Genomic DNA, 12938 nt, shown 5'->3' with positions numbered 1-12938 from the left:
GCATGCGCCACTGAACACGTTTGTAAAATTACGCTTTTCTTTAGCTCACGTTAGAGAATCTATACGTAACGCCCGACGCCTCACAACACCACCTCGTAACCCTCGAACTTGGGCGGCCCCAGGTAGAAGCCTTCCGGTGCCTTGGCGTTGGCATGGGCCTTGCGAAACGCGTCTGACTTGGTCCAATCGCGGAAGGCCTCTTCCGATTCCCAGACGCTGTGAGAGATAAACACGGTGTGGTCTTCCTGGCTTTCGCCCTGAAGCATCTGGAACTGCTTGAACCCCGGCACTTCATCCAGGTGAGAGTCGCGGTTGCGCCACACCTCAAGGAAGTCCTCTTCGCGGCCTGGGGCAATCCGGAAACGGTTCATCGCGATATACATCAATACTCTCCCGTTGATAAATCCGCCTGTTGATAAGGGACAGCGCGCTTACGCCTGCCGTGGCTTGATGGTAACGTCATGGCGTAACGGCGGATAGCCCTTTCCCACTCGGCGAGCTATGGCGAATACCCACCTTCACGTTGTCTGGTTCAAGCGCGACCTGCGCGTGCATGACCATGAACCGCTGGCGAATGCCGCGGCGGCGGGCCCCGTGCTGCCGGTTTTCGCGATCGAGGCCGGCCAGTGGCAGGCGTCGGACAGCGCGCTGCGCCACTGGCAGTTTGCCGCTGACTCGCTTGTAGACCTTGCCCATGCCCTCGAGACACTCGGCCTGCCGCTGTGTCTCTGGCAGGGTAATATGGTCGATCTGCTGGACGCTCTGAAAGCCCATTACGGCCATATCACCCTTCACTCCCACCAGGAAACCGGCAACGCCTGGAGCTTCGAGCGCGACAAAGAGGTTCATCGCTGGTGCCGCCAGCACAACGTTGCCTGGCAGGAAGCCCGCCAGCAGGGTGTGATACGGGGATTGACTAGCCGTACAGGGCATCAGAGCCGGTGGGAGCCGCATTGGGAAGCACTGATGACGGCACCTACCTTCCCTGCCCCGCAAAACGCTCAGGCGGCTCCGGGCTGGCAGGCTTTCCACCATATTGACGTTAGACAGCTTCACGGCCTGACGCTGGGATTTGACACCACGCCCTGCCCTGAGCGCCAGCCCGGCGGTCGCCGTGAAGGGCGTGCGCTATGGCGCAGCTTTGTCAGCCAGCGCGGGCGTCGCTACCGCGGCTCGCTCTCGAAGCCATTACTGGCCTGGGAGTTCGGTTCACGGCTGTCGCCGCATCTGGCCTGGGGCACGCTTTCCATGCGCGAAGTCGTCCAGTCCCTGCGCCGCCAGCGGCAAAAGCATGCTGAAGACACCGCCTGGGCTCGCTCGCTGCGCGCCTTTACCTCCCGGCTTTACTGGCACTGCCACTTCATCCAAAAGCTGGAAAGCGAGCCCAGTATCGAGTATCAGACGCTGCACCCGGCGCTGCGCGACCTGCGCGAACGCGATCCCGACCACCCCAACCTGATCGCCTGGAAGCGCGGCCAAACCGGGGTGCCGCTGGTGGATGCCTGCATGCGCAGCCTGATCGCCACCGGCTGGATCAACTTTCGCATGCGCGCCATGCTGATCTCCCACGCCACCTTTGGCCTCGGGCTGCACTGGTACGAACCCGCCCTGCACTTGGCGCGGCTGTTTACCGATTTCGAGCCGGGCATTCACTACCCCCAGGTGCAGATGCAGGCGGGCGCCACCGGCACCAACGCGCTGCGGGTCTACAACCCCATCAAGCAAGCGGAGGATAACGACCCCAGCGGCGAGTTCATCGCCCGCTGGGTGCCGGAGTTAACTGCCCTGCCGCTGGAGTGGCGCGCCAAACCCTGGGCCTTGCCCGAAAGCCTGCAAAAACATTTCGGCTTTCAGCCCGGCGAGCACTACCCGCTACCCCACGATTTTGAACAAGAGGCGAGACACTGGAAAAAAATGCTGTATGAGCTGCGTCGTACGCCAAAGGCCAGAGACGCCAGCCAGGCGATTGTGGATAAGCTTGCTAGCCAGCGTCGACCGCCTCCTCGGCGTGGTAAAAAAGCGAAGGCCGAAAATCGGCAGCAGCTTTCGCTTTTTGGCGATGGCGGGCTTGATGATTAGCAGTCAATGAAATTCCAGGCCTCAGTAGAGTCCATCCAAATAGTCAAAACGTCGCCTGCAACCACTTGTTGGGCATCAACGTCACTAAGAGGGAGCTATGCATTGAACATTTATCGGAAGCCTAGTCAGTTCCCGTTGTGGCGAACGTATGGAGAACACCCATAACCCTGGAGAAGTAACCTCGGGCTTGAGTATTCGAAAAATGACTGTGGACGGATTACTTGTGGTGTTATCGCGTTCGATATCAATCGACTCCAACTCGACCTCGCTGCTGTCCGGCTGAATTAGAAATACTTGGAGCTTAAGTGTTCCGCCAGGCCTCACGCCCCCTAAAGCCAGATGAATAATGATCGGCCACTGTGGCTTAAACGGGAATTTATCACTGCAGAATTGATCCCATCCACCTGACAGAACCGAAAACAAGCCGGACGGATGGATTTCAACTGAATTCGCAAAAAACGCCGCCTTTATATAAGTGTCAGATACATCGGAACAAGCCAACTCTGGAGAATAGCCTGTTTCATCCGCACTTGCTTTTGGTGTTTTACCAGCTTTTCCTCCCGGCGCATTTACGGAGACCAAGATGTTGCCTTGGTCGTCAATTAAATCGTACCCAGACGGCTGCCCGTCTTGCCCTCCGAACTTCCCACCCTTTCCGACTCTCACTTGAATTTTTGTAGCGCCAATTCGTTTGAGTATCTCACCGTCTATAAGACTGGTGACTGCGTTTCCACCGCCACCTCCGTTCCCGGCTACAGCCCCATTCCCTACCGCCGGAGCGCCTTGCCCACCAGTTCCGAAATTTCTGAGATCGTGAGGTTCGACCGCAAGCAACGACTCAAAATCCAAGGTTTCGAAATTTGTGATACGCCCCCCCTGGCCACCATCCCCAGCTCTTGCGCCGTCTCCAATGGCTGCGCCACCACCTCCCCCTGCAGCTATTGACGCGCCACCGGTTCCACCAGTTGCAACTATTGAATCCGAAATTTGAATACCTTCAGTACGCTCTAGCTTATTGATACCCTGCGCAAAATTTGATTCGTGATTATCCTTAATTTCACACAAGCGTTCAGGGGGATAAGCATCAACATCATTAGTAATGACATGATGGTCGTGGCACATGAACATCAGATTTTCGAATGATCGACGATCTTCATTGGTCTGAGATTCATCGAATCTCTCTCCACCTTTTTCCGCCGCATGTATATGGCAGAGCTCGCAGACATATGTCCCATCACGCAATATGATCGGATGGTTACAATCAGGGAAAGCGCATTGGTTACCCGATAAGAGATAGAGTCGTCTAATGACCTCACTTTTAGGTGCTAGGCGTTTTGGTTTTTCGGTCATATCCATCACAAACTCGCTAAATAACCGTTCACTTTATCTCATGATTGACATACGGCCTAGCGCCGGAAAAGGTTCCTTGATGCCCAACAGATATTGTAGGCTACCCACTCTATTATTAGATAAAAATGTAGGTACGTTTACCCGGCAAATGGTGCTTACAAAATCCACGCTAAGTCATTGATAGGCATGCCTGCTAGTTTTCATTAAGATACATATCCAAAATTCTCACCTGCTACATTTGCCAGCATCTCCACGAAGGAATTTACCTGCCCCCCTATTTTTCTCATTTACCCTACCAAATCCAGCTTAGCACAGGGCGCTTAGGTCAACTGACTATCGCAGCTTTGCGCTTTCAACGCCCATAAAAAAACCGCCCAACGCCAACAGCTTGCGCTGCCTGACGTTGGGCGGGCTGAGTGCTGCCTAAAAGCTATTAGCTAAGCGCTTCCAGAGACTGCTCGATAATACTCAAGCCTTCTTCCAACACCGCAGAAGATACGGTTAACGGCACAAGAATCCGGATGCTGTTGCCGTAGAAGCCACATGAAAGCAGGATCAAGCCTTTCTCGCGGGCTTTGGCGCACAGCGCGCCGGTCATCTGCGCGTCCGGCTTGCCGTCACTGTCGAGAAGCTCGAACGCCGCCATTGCGCCGAGTTGGCGGCCGTGGGCAATGGCGGGGAAACGTTCTTCCCATACCGCGAAACGCTCGGCGAGCATCTTGCCCATCTGCTCGCTGCGCTCAAGGATGTTCTCTTCCTCGATCGCCTCGATGACCGCCAGCGCCGCGGCACAGGAGAGCGGGTTGCCGCTGTAGGTGCCGCCTAGCGAGTTGGGGCCGGAGGCGTCCATTACCTTGGCGGAGCCGACCACCGCCGAGAGCGGCATGCCGTTGGCGAGGCTCTTGGCGGTGGTGAGAATATCCGCTTCGATGCCGCTGTGTTCCAGGGCAAACAGCTTGCCGGTGCGGGCAAAGCCGGACTGCACTTCGTCGGCGATCAGTAGAATGCCGTGCTCGTCGCACAGGGCGCGCAGCGCTTTCAGGTAGTCCGGTGAGGCGATGTAGAAACCGCCTTCGCCCTGTACCGGCTCAATCACGATGGCCGCCGTGCGGTGCGGGGCGATATCGGTCTTGAACAGCGTGCGCAGGGCGTTGAGCGAGGCTTCTTCGCTGATGCCATGCAGCGGGTTGGGGAACGGCGCGCGGAACACGTCGCCCGGCATCGGGCCGAAGTCGTCCTTATAGGGCAGCACCTTGCCGGTCATCGCCAGGGTCATCATGGTGCGGCCGTGGAAGGCACCGTCGAAGGTGATGATGCCGGTACGGCCCGTGGCGGCGCGGGCGATTTTAACGGCGTTTTCCAGCGCTTCGGCACCGGTGTTGACCAGCATCGCTTTGCGCTCGGGGCCGCGCACCGGGGTGAGTTCGCAAAGCTTCTGGCACAGCTGTACGTAGGGCGCGTAGGAGATCACCGCCGCGCTGGTGTGCATGACTTTCTTCAGTTGCGCTTCGACGGCGGCAACGATTTTCGGGTGGCGATGGCCCAGGTTGAGCACGCCAATGCCGCCCGCAAAGTCGATCCAGCGGTTGCCGTCGACGTCCCACAGCTCGGCATTTTCGGCGCGCTCGGCAAACTGGGTGGTCGGCGTGGCGGCACCGTTGGCAACAAAGCGGTTTTTCAGGTCGTTCAATTCTTGGTTAGTCATCATCGTTCTCTTTACAGGCCGCCAACGCAGACGTATTTCAGTTCAGTAAACTCATCCAACCCGTGATGTGAGCCTTCGCGGCCCAGCCCGGACTCTTTCACGCCGCCAAACGGCGCCAACTCAGTGGAGATCAGCCCTTCGTTGACGCCGACCATGCCGTACTCCAGCTGCTCCATGGTACGCCAGATGCGGCGGTAGTCGGTGGCATAGAAGTAGGCGGCCAGACCGAACGGCGTGTCGTTGGCCATCTGGATGGCCTCTTCGTCCTGCTTGAAGCGGAACACCGGCGCCACGGGGCCGAATGTCTCTTCGTCGGTGACGGCCATCTGGGTGGTGACGTCGGCCAGCACCGTGGGCGTGTAGAAGCGCTCACCGGCAGCGTGGATTTTGCCACCGCACATAAGGCGTGCGCCCTTGCCTTGGGCGTCGTCCACATGTCGCTGAACTTTGTCTACCGCCGCCTGATTGATCAGCGGGCCGATCACGCTGCCTTCGGTCAGGCCGTCGCCGACATTCAGCGCGTTCACGCGCTCGGTCAGCTTGGCGACGAAGGCGTCGTAAATGCCGTCCTGTACCAGAAACCGGTTGGTGCATACACAGGTCTGACCGGCGTTACGGAATTTGGAGGCAATGGCGCCATCCACGGCGGCATCCACATCGGCGTCGTCAAAGACGATGAAAGGCGCGTTGCCGCCCAGCTCCATGGCGGTTTTCTTCACCGTGCTGGCGCACTGGGCGAGCAAGTGCTTACCCACCGGAGTCGAGCCGGTAAACGAGACTTTGCGTACCCGCGAATCCGTGGTCAGCACATCGCCCACCTCAGCCGGTTTTGAGGCGGTAATCACGTTGATAGTGCCCGCGGGCAACCCCGCTTCCAGCGCCAGGTAAGCCGCAGCAAGGGCCGTGAGCGGCGTGGCTTCGGCGGGCTTGATCACCACGGTGCAGCCGGCGGCCAGGGCCGGGGCGCACTTGCGGGTGATCATCGCCAGCGGAAAGTTCCACGGGGTGATCGCCGCGACCACGCCTACCGGCTCGCGCAGCACCAGCAGGCGCTTGTCGGCACCGTGGCTGGGCAGGGTTTCCCCGGCCATGCGCTTGGCTTCTTCGGCGAAGAACTCGATAAAGGAGGCGCCGTAGGCGACTTCGCCCTTGGCTTCCGCCAGCGGCTTGCCCTGCTCCAACGTCATCAGGCGGGCCAGGTCGTCGGCGTGCGCATTGATCAGCTCAAACCAGCGACGCAGCAGTGCCGCGCGCTGCTTGACCGGCGTGGCACGCCAGGCGGGGCCGGCGTCGTAGGCCGCCGCCACGGCATCGCGGGCATCGTCAGCGCCAATATCGGCCACCCGGGCAATGCTGTCGCCGGTGGCAGGGTTATCCACCGTGAAGGTGGTCTGGCCCGTGCGCCATTCACCGCCCACCAAGGCAGGAACGGCATCGTGTAACCACTGTTCGATAAAGCTCATGGTGTTCTCCTAGTTAACAACAATAAGTGCACGCTAGCAGCAATGTGGTTACAGGCGAATGCACCACTTTTTTGTTCAACCAGACCAATTTTCTGTTTTACTGAAAGAATGGAGAGCACTGTGGCGTTGAGAGAATAAAATGGATGGCCAGTCAGCTTTACAACAACTTGTAAAACGCTATGCAAAGCAACCTGAACGCTTGAGTAAACAAGTACGCATAGAGCAGGCTCTTAGGCACACGATCACCCAAGAGTGGCCGGACCAAACTCGCCTGCCGTCCCACCGGCAGCTTGCGTTAGCCTTGGGCGTTGCTCGGCATACGCTATCTCTGGCAGTAGCGACGCTGCTGAAAGAAGGCTTGCTTACTACGTCCCATGGCCGGGGTACTTGGAGCTGCAGGACGAAGGTTTCCACTACCCCTTCACCAACAAGTGTCCAGTTATCAAAGCGTGCCCAACGAGTGCTGCGCTGGTCAGGTGCGAGCACGATCCAAAGCGGCGCTTTCGTGCCAGGCATCCCCGATATCGCCCAATTCCCGATGCGCAAATGGCGCCAGCTGTATGCCAGCGTCACGGTGCCGCAAAATGCCCTGCTGCTGTCTTACTCTACCGGCGGCTATGGGCCGTTAAAGCGCGCCATCAAGGAGTTTCTGGAACGCTGGCGGCACATTCGCTGCGACACCGAACAGATCATCATCACCGACGGCACCCATAACGGCATCGAACTCTGCGCGGTGGCGCTGGCGGATGTGGGCGACACCGTCGCCATGGAGTCGCCCTGCTACTGGGGCGCGCGCAACGTGTTTACCGCCGCAGGACTCGACATCGACATGGTGCCCTGGCACCCCGGCCAGGGGCATGTGTTACCCAATGCCCCCAGGAAAGCCGCGCTGGCCTACCTGACCGGCTCGCAGCACTACCCGCTCAGCGTGGTCACCAGTGCGACTGACAAGCAGCGCCTGTGCGATGCCCTGTCGCCCGACTACGTGGTGGAAGACGACTACGAATTTGACCGCGACGACCACACCAACCTGTTGTTCGACCCGCAATCACCCCGCCACTTGCTGGTCGGCTCGTTTTCCAAGATGATGTTTCCAGGGCTGCGGCTGGGATATCTGGTGGTGCCCCATCATCTGGCGGGGCCGATGAACCGCCTGCGCAGCGAACTGTTTCGCGAAGGCCGCATGCTCGACCAGGCAGTACTGGCGCAGTTCATTTTCGACGGTGATCTCGACGCCTGGTGTCGGCGCATTCAGCGCGATTACCTGGGCCGCCAGCAGGTTCTGCACGACCAGCTGTGCTCGCTGCCGTCGGTGCGCCGGGTCTCGCCACCGAGCAACGCCATCAGCCTGTGCGTTGAGTTCGAACCGCCCGTCGATGACGTGCAGATCGCCCAGGCACTGCTGAAAGAACACTTGATCGTGCGCCCGCTGAGCCCGGTGTGTGCCCGCCACGATCCGCGCGTTGGCCTGGTGCTGGGGGTGGGCATGCTGTCCGGTGAAACGCTATCGCGCGAGGCCCAGCGCCTGCGCCGTTGCTTGGAAGCGCTACTGCGCTAGGCCCGGGCCACACCGCTTACTGCTGTCGTTATCAGCACTTATCCACAAGGACTTGTCATGCGTCGCCCTGTTGATTGTTTTTCCGTTAGCGCTTCTTCCGCTTTCGTTCCCCTTCGCCGATGGGCGACGCTGGGTGTGGTGCTACTACTTTCCGGCTGCGCCACCTTCGCGCCCAACCCGCCCGAGGATCAAAGCAACATCTGCGAGATTTTCCGCGAGCAGCCTAGCTGGTACGACTACGCACTTGAATCAGAGGATACCTGGGGCACGCCGATCGCCACGCAGATGTCGTTTATCCAGCAGGAATCATCGTTTCGCAGCCATGTTCGTCCGGACCGCAAATATTACCTGGGCTTCATTCCTGGCCCTCGGCCTTCTTCCGCCAAGGGTTACGCCCAGGCCCAGGATCCGGTATGGGGTGAATACGAAGACCAGGCCGGCGGCCTGTTTGCCCGGCGCACCCACATGAAACACGCCACCGACTTCATCGGCTGGTACAACCAGCGCACGCGTGAGCAGACCGGCATTTCGCTCAATAACCCCGAGCACCTTTACTACGCCTACCATGAGGGCGCAGGGGGCTACCAGCGTGGCACCTACCGCGGCAAGCCTCATGTGTTGAGTGCCGGCCGGCAAGTGGCGGCCCGCGCCAACCGTTACCAGTCGCAGCTCAACAGCTGCGAAGCGGAATTCCAGTGCCGCAAGTTTTATCAGGTATGGCCGTTCTGTCGTACCGGTTAACGGGCGTCATGCGGTAGCGGGCACCTATACTGTCCCAAGCCACCCCGGGAGGATGTCATGGACTACCACCACTACCGCGAAACCCTTGCCGAATCGCTCGCCCAAAGCGAGCTGCCCTTTGCGCCTTCGGAATACCGCGCGCGCCTGGACAAGGTGCGCCACGCCATGGTCCAGCAAGGGTATGACGCCCTGCTGCTCACCGACCCGGCCGATATCAATTACCTGACCGGCTACCACACCTTCGAAGTCTCGGTGCATGCCTGCCTGGTCTGCACGCCGGAGCGATTAGTCCTTCAGGTCGCCTCGATCGAGACGGGGGCTGCCGTGGCGACCGCGCTGGTGGATGAGATCATCGGCTACCGCTGGGAAAACCTGGATGACATCATCACGCCGCTGGCGGATCTGCTGGCGCCCTGCCAGCAGATCGGCATCGATGGCTGGGGCAGCGGGCTGCGCGTCGGCGTGATGGAGGCGCTTTCGCAAACCATCGGCCGCCAGCGGTTCAGCGAAGCCGGTGGGGTACTCGACGCCATCCGGATCGTCAAACGTCCCGCCGAACTCGAGATGCTGAAAGAAAGCGCGCGCATTACCGCCGCTGGATTGGACGCGGCCATCCAGGTGATTCGCCCCGGCATGACCGATAACGACATCGCCTCCGCCGGCGCCCAGGCCTTGCTCGCCAACGGCAGCGAGTTCATGAGCCTGCAGCCCATTGTCACCAGCGGGCCGCGTATCGGGGTGATTCACGTCAATCATAAGCGCCATATCATTCAGCCCAATGAGCCGGTCTTTTTGGAATTCGGCGCCGCTTATCAGCGCTATACCGCCCCCATGATGCGTACCGCCGTCACGGGAACTCCCAGCCAAGCCCATGCGGCGACCCGCGACCTGTGTCGCGCGCTGTTCGAGACGCTGTGTGACGCCATGCGACCGGGCAACACCTTTGACGACGCCGCCCGTGCCGCCGATGCGTTACTCGACCCGCAGCGTGACCGGTTGTTCTTTTCAGGCGTGTTTGGCTACGCCGTGGGCGCGCAGTTTCCGCCCAGCTGGGTGGAAGTCACCGGCTATATCGCCAAGGGGCAGATGCGCCCGTTTGAAGCCAACATGGTCTTTCATCTGCCCCTCTGCCTGCGCCTTCCCGGTCAATGGGGCGTTGGAATTAGCGACACCGTCGTGGTGACCGAGCAGGGCGGCCAGCCGATAACCACTAACGACTGGCAGCTGTATCAGGCGGCGGACACGCCCTGAGAGGCGCTCTCATAGCCGCTGCATTGACAGTTCGATTGTCTGGCGCTATCGTCACAAAGATGAAAATGAGAAATACTCTCTTTTGTATTTGATCCTTTGTGACGACGCCAGGTTAGCACCATGAACAGTGAGCAGCGGCAGCTTCGCCAGACCATCGTGTTTCTTCGCACCTCGTTCGAAGCGATCCAGAACTCGATTGCCGGACGCCTGGACGACCCGCTGCCCTGCTGGCTGGATACCGGCATGCTCTCGATGCTATCCCGCGAGCTCACCCACTGCTGCCAACAGGCAAAACCGTTGTTTGCCCCCGCCGTTACCGAACAGCTATATATCGCCTCGCAGCAGTGCGAGCTGTTGCTCAGACAGTGCCCCGGGGTGCTCAGCAGCGCCGTCTGCCACCGCCAGCTCGCCGCGATCATGCTGCCACTGACCGCCGCGCTCCAGCACATCGATACCCCGGTTAAACGCCGCTGGCCGTGGCAGCGCGGCTAGCTATTTAGTTTCATCTCCTTCGTTCTGACTTGAAACGCCCCACTTCCCGGGTGGTGCGTTGCTACGTCTGCTTGTCGCCGCTTACTTGACCGCTTAATTTATCATGATAAATTGAATGTAAGGTGCCACCAACGAGCACCACGCTGCGACACACGATACGCAAGGGGTTTCTCATGACAGAACACAACACGGCGGCGGCAACCCGTCCGCACAAAAAATGGTACCAAACGGTCCCGGACCCGATGGTGCTGATCTTCATGATACTGGTCGCGACCTATCTGCTGACCTTCATTATCCCGCCCGGTGAGTTTGAGCGAACGACCGAGGACGGACAAACCGTCGTCATCGCCGACTCGTTCAGATATCTAAACGACGTGGCCGCCATGTCGCCCTTTAATATTTTTGTGGCGATACCGGAAGGCCTTATTTCTGCCTCGCAATATCTCTTTATCGTCTTTATCGCTGGCGGTCTGTTTCACATCCTGCAAAAGACCGGTGCCCTCGAAAACGCCATCGGCGTTGCGGTTCACCGCGTCGGGATCGAACGCCGCAACATGATCATTACCGTTGGCACCTTCATTTACGGTTTTTTCGGTGTTGCGGTGGGTTTTGAGAATAATATCGCCCTCGTCCCCATTGCTGTGCTCATTGCCAGCGCCATTGGGTGCTCGAGCCTGGTAGGTACCACAATGGCGGTGGGCGGCATCGGTATCGGTTTCGCGCTCTCGCCGATCAACCCGTATACCGTCGGCGTGGCGCAAGGTATTGCCGAGTTGCCCACGTTTTCGGGCGCCTGGCTGCGTACCTTGATGGTGGTTTCATCGCTCGCCCTGCTGTCGCTGTATATCTGCAAACGCGTCGTCAAGATGGACTTTGAAGAGCCGGACAACGCCGAAGCATTAAGCAAGCCGCTAAGCGAGTACCGCCTGACCAAGCGCAACATCTTGACCATTGGGGTCTTTGTGGCTGGCCTGATTGGCATGTTGATCGGCGTCTTTACCCGCGGCTGGTATATCAATGAGATCGCCGCCACCTTCCTGTTGTTGGCGATCATTATCGGGGCGCTCAACGGCCTTTCGGCCAACGGTATAGTCAAACAGATGATGGAAGGGGCAGCGGGTGTCACCGCTGGCGCACTGGTGATCGGGGTCGCGGCCTCTATTCAGGTTATCCTGGAGCAGGCGGTGATTATTGACACCATCGTTAACTCGCTGAGCGCCTTGATCGACAACATTCCCCCGCTGTTCTCGGCGATTGGTGCCAGTGTCGTCCAGGGCGTTATCAACCTGTTCGTGCCCTCGGGTTCCGGGCAGGCGTTGGTCACCATGCCGATTCTGATTCCTGTGGCTGATCTGGTGGGCATGAGCCGTCAGTTAATGATCACGGCTTTCCAGGTCGGCGACGGCTTGACCAACCTGATCGTGCCTACCTCAGGCGGTACACTGGCGATGCTGGCCCTTGGCCGCGTTTCCTATGCGCAGTGGTTAAAAGCCATTCTGCCCTTCATGGTCGTGGTCTACTTACTGGCTTGGGTCGGCTTGATCATTGGCCACTACGCAGGCTACTGATCAGTGATCTTATGACGCTTTCACTGGTTCACGTTCATCCTGAAACGGGCACCGTGGCCACGCTCACCGCAACGGGTGGCGTGGCGGTGGGTGGCTATGTGCATCATTGCTGGCGCGGCCTTGGGGCGTGCGTCACCCAGGGGCGCTATACCAACCCCTGGTACCCCGCAACGATTTACGAGGCACTCCGTAACGGTGCTTCGGCGTCCCAGGCGTTGCATGCCGCCACCCGTGGCGACGACCATCCTGAGCATCGCCAGTGTTTAGTGATGGATAGCGACGGGCGAGCCGATGTGCATACCGGCGCTGCTAACCTTCCCGAGATCGCGGCTAATCTTTACCCCGGCGTTGCCGCCGTCGGCAATATGCTGCATAGCCGAGACGTGGTCGCCTTGTTGGCGCAGCGTTTCATTCACGTCAGCACGCTCAATAGCCAGGCTGTCCTGCAAAACGACGCAGCCCCTCAGTTTCCTGCCGATCACGCGCAGCAACTGCTCGGCCATTTACTCTCCGCGCTTGAGGCTGCGCTCGATGAGGGGGGCGACGCCCGAGGCACACGCTCGGCCGCGCTTCGTATCGAATCCTTTTTACACGCGCCCACCGACCTTCGGGTCGACTGGTCCGACGACGTCATCGCGTCGCTAAGAGCGCTTGAAGCACGTTTCAGAGCAGACGACTTTCAAGCGTTCTGGCAACAGCTACCGCTACGCTGATGGCGTTACGATGGAGTT

The 12938-nt window shown here is 59.3% G+C and carries 11 protein-coding genes and 1 pseudogene; 8 read left to right on the top strand and 4 right to left on the bottom strand.

Annotation, left to right across the window (positions count from 1 at the left end; genetic code table 11):
- Window positions 1-80: 80 nt before the first annotated feature.
- Entirely contained in the window at window positions 81-383 is a 303-nt protein-coding gene (gene hmuQ / locus QC815_RS13070) for a heme-degrading protein HmuQ (protein WP_310540188.1), read from the bottom strand.
- A gap of 118 nt (window positions 384-501) precedes the next feature.
- Here hmuQ and QC815_RS13065 point away from each other — a divergent pair, with 118 nt between their 5' ends.
- Window positions 502-2079: a cryptochrome/deoxyribodipyrimidine photo-lyase family protein gene (locus tag QC815_RS13065; RefSeq protein WP_310540186.1), complete on the top strand. Its 1578-nt coding sequence runs from the start codon at window positions 502-504 to the stop codon at window positions 2077-2079.
- Window positions 2080-2163: 84 nt separating this feature from the next.
- Here QC815_RS13065 and QC815_RS13060 read toward each other — a convergent pair whose 3' ends face one another.
- The 3 genes from QC815_RS13060 to QC815_RS13050 all read right to left on the bottom strand — a co-directional run bounded on the left by QC815_RS13060 (window position 2164) and on the right by QC815_RS13050 (window position 6597).
- Window positions 2164-3435 (bottom strand): DUF6941 family protein, encoded by a 1272-nt coding sequence (locus tag QC815_RS13060; protein WP_310540185.1) that lies wholly within the window; start codon window positions 3433-3435, stop codon window positions 2164-2166.
- Window positions 3436-3862: 427 nt separating this feature from the next.
- Window positions 3863-5134 carry a 4-aminobutyrate--2-oxoglutarate transaminase gene (gene gabT / locus QC815_RS13055; protein ID WP_310540183.1) on the bottom strand — a complete coding sequence of 424 codons (1272 nt, stop codon included), beginning with the start codon at window positions 5132-5134 and terminating at the stop codon, window positions 3863-3865.
- An 11-nt stretch (window positions 5135-5145) separates the two neighbouring features.
- A complete protein-coding gene (locus QC815_RS13050) occupies window positions 5146-6597 on the bottom strand; it encodes an NAD-dependent succinate-semialdehyde dehydrogenase (protein WP_310540182.1) in 1452 nt (483 codons plus the stop codon).
- Between the two features lie 139 nt (window positions 6598-6736).
- On the opposite strand from QC815_RS13050, the pseudogene QC815_RS13045 reads away from it, so the two are divergent.
- The 7 genes and pseudogenes from QC815_RS13045 to QC815_RS13015 all read left to right on the top strand — a co-directional run.
- Window positions 6737-6973: pseudogene (locus tag QC815_RS13045) on the top strand (GntR family transcriptional regulator); the annotation flags it as partial.
- A gap of 129 nt (window positions 6974-7102) precedes the next feature.
- Window positions 7103-8155 (top strand): aminotransferase-like domain-containing protein, encoded by a 1053-nt coding sequence (locus tag QC815_RS13040; RefSeq protein WP_310540252.1) that lies wholly within the window; start codon window positions 7103-7105, stop codon window positions 8153-8155.
- Between the two features lie 57 nt (window positions 8156-8212).
- Window positions 8213-8896: a transglycosylase SLT domain-containing protein gene (locus QC815_RS13035; RefSeq protein WP_230445795.1), complete on the top strand. Its 684-nt coding sequence runs from the start codon at window positions 8213-8215 to the stop codon at window positions 8894-8896.
- A gap of 57 nt (window positions 8897-8953) precedes the next feature.
- Complete coding sequence (locus QC815_RS13030) at window positions 8954-10147, top strand: M24 family metallopeptidase (RefSeq protein ID WP_310540180.1); 1194 nt, start codon at window positions 8954-8956, stop codon at window positions 10145-10147.
- A gap of 120 nt (window positions 10148-10267) precedes the next feature.
- Entirely contained in the window at window positions 10268-10639 is a 372-nt protein-coding gene (locus QC815_RS13025; protein WP_230445793.1) for a hypothetical protein, read from the top strand.
- A 173-nt stretch (window positions 10640-10812) separates the two neighbouring features.
- Window positions 10813-12207, top strand: coding sequence for a YfcC family protein (locus QC815_RS13020; protein WP_230445792.1), 1395 nt, complete (start codon window positions 10813-10815; stop codon window positions 12205-12207).
- A gap of 11 nt (window positions 12208-12218) precedes the next feature.
- Window positions 12219-12920 carry a DUF1028 domain-containing protein gene (locus QC815_RS13015; RefSeq protein WP_230445791.1) on the top strand — a complete coding sequence of 234 codons (702 nt, stop codon included), beginning with the start codon at window positions 12219-12221 and terminating at the stop codon, window positions 12918-12920.
- Window positions 12921-12938: the final 18 nt, after the last annotated feature.

Origin of the sequence: Vreelandella gomseomensis, from assembly GCF_031451645.1 — a bacterium.
Classification (GTDB): domain Bacteria; phylum Pseudomonadota; class Gammaproteobacteria; order Pseudomonadales; family Halomonadaceae; genus Vreelandella; species Vreelandella gomseomensis.
Note: the sequence above shows the minus strand (reverse complement) of the source record. Positions and strands in the feature narration are given on the sequence as shown.

Bases quoted from the DNA above. Each gene is read 5' to 3' on its own strand.
- hmuQ (WP_310540188.1), bottom strand. From the start codon at position 383: ATGTATATCGCGATGAACCGTTTCCGGATTGCCCCAGGCCGCGAAGAG.
- QC815_RS13065 (WP_310540186.1), top strand. From the start codon at position 502: ATGGCGAATACCCACCTTCACGTTGTCTGGTTCAAGCGCGACCTGCGC.
- QC815_RS13060 (WP_310540185.1), bottom strand. From the start codon at position 3,435: ATGGATATGACCGAAAAACCAAAACGCCTAGCACCTAAAAGTGAGGTC.
- gabT (WP_310540183.1), bottom strand. From the start codon at position 5,134: ATGACTAACCAAGAATTGAACGACCTGAAAAACCGCTTTGTTGCCAAC.
- QC815_RS13050 (WP_310540182.1), bottom strand. From the start codon at position 6,597: ATGAGCTTTATCGAACAGTGGTTACACGATGCCGTTCCTGCCTTGGTG.
- QC815_RS13035 (WP_230445795.1), top strand. From the start codon at position 8,213: ATGCGTCGCCCTGTTGATTGTTTTTCCGTTAGCGCTTCTTCCGCTTTC.
- QC815_RS13030 (WP_310540180.1), top strand. From the start codon at position 8,954: ATGGACTACCACCACTACCGCGAAACCCTTGCCGAATCGCTCGCCCAA.
- QC815_RS13025 (WP_230445793.1), top strand. From the start codon at position 10,268: ATGAACAGTGAGCAGCGGCAGCTTCGCCAGACCATCGTGTTTCTTCGC.
- QC815_RS13020 (WP_230445792.1), top strand. From the start codon at position 10,813: ATGACAGAACACAACACGGCGGCGGCAACCCGTCCGCACAAAAAATGG.
- QC815_RS13015 (WP_230445791.1), top strand. From the start codon at position 12,219: ATGACGCTTTCACTGGTTCACGTTCATCCTGAAACGGGCACCGTGGCC.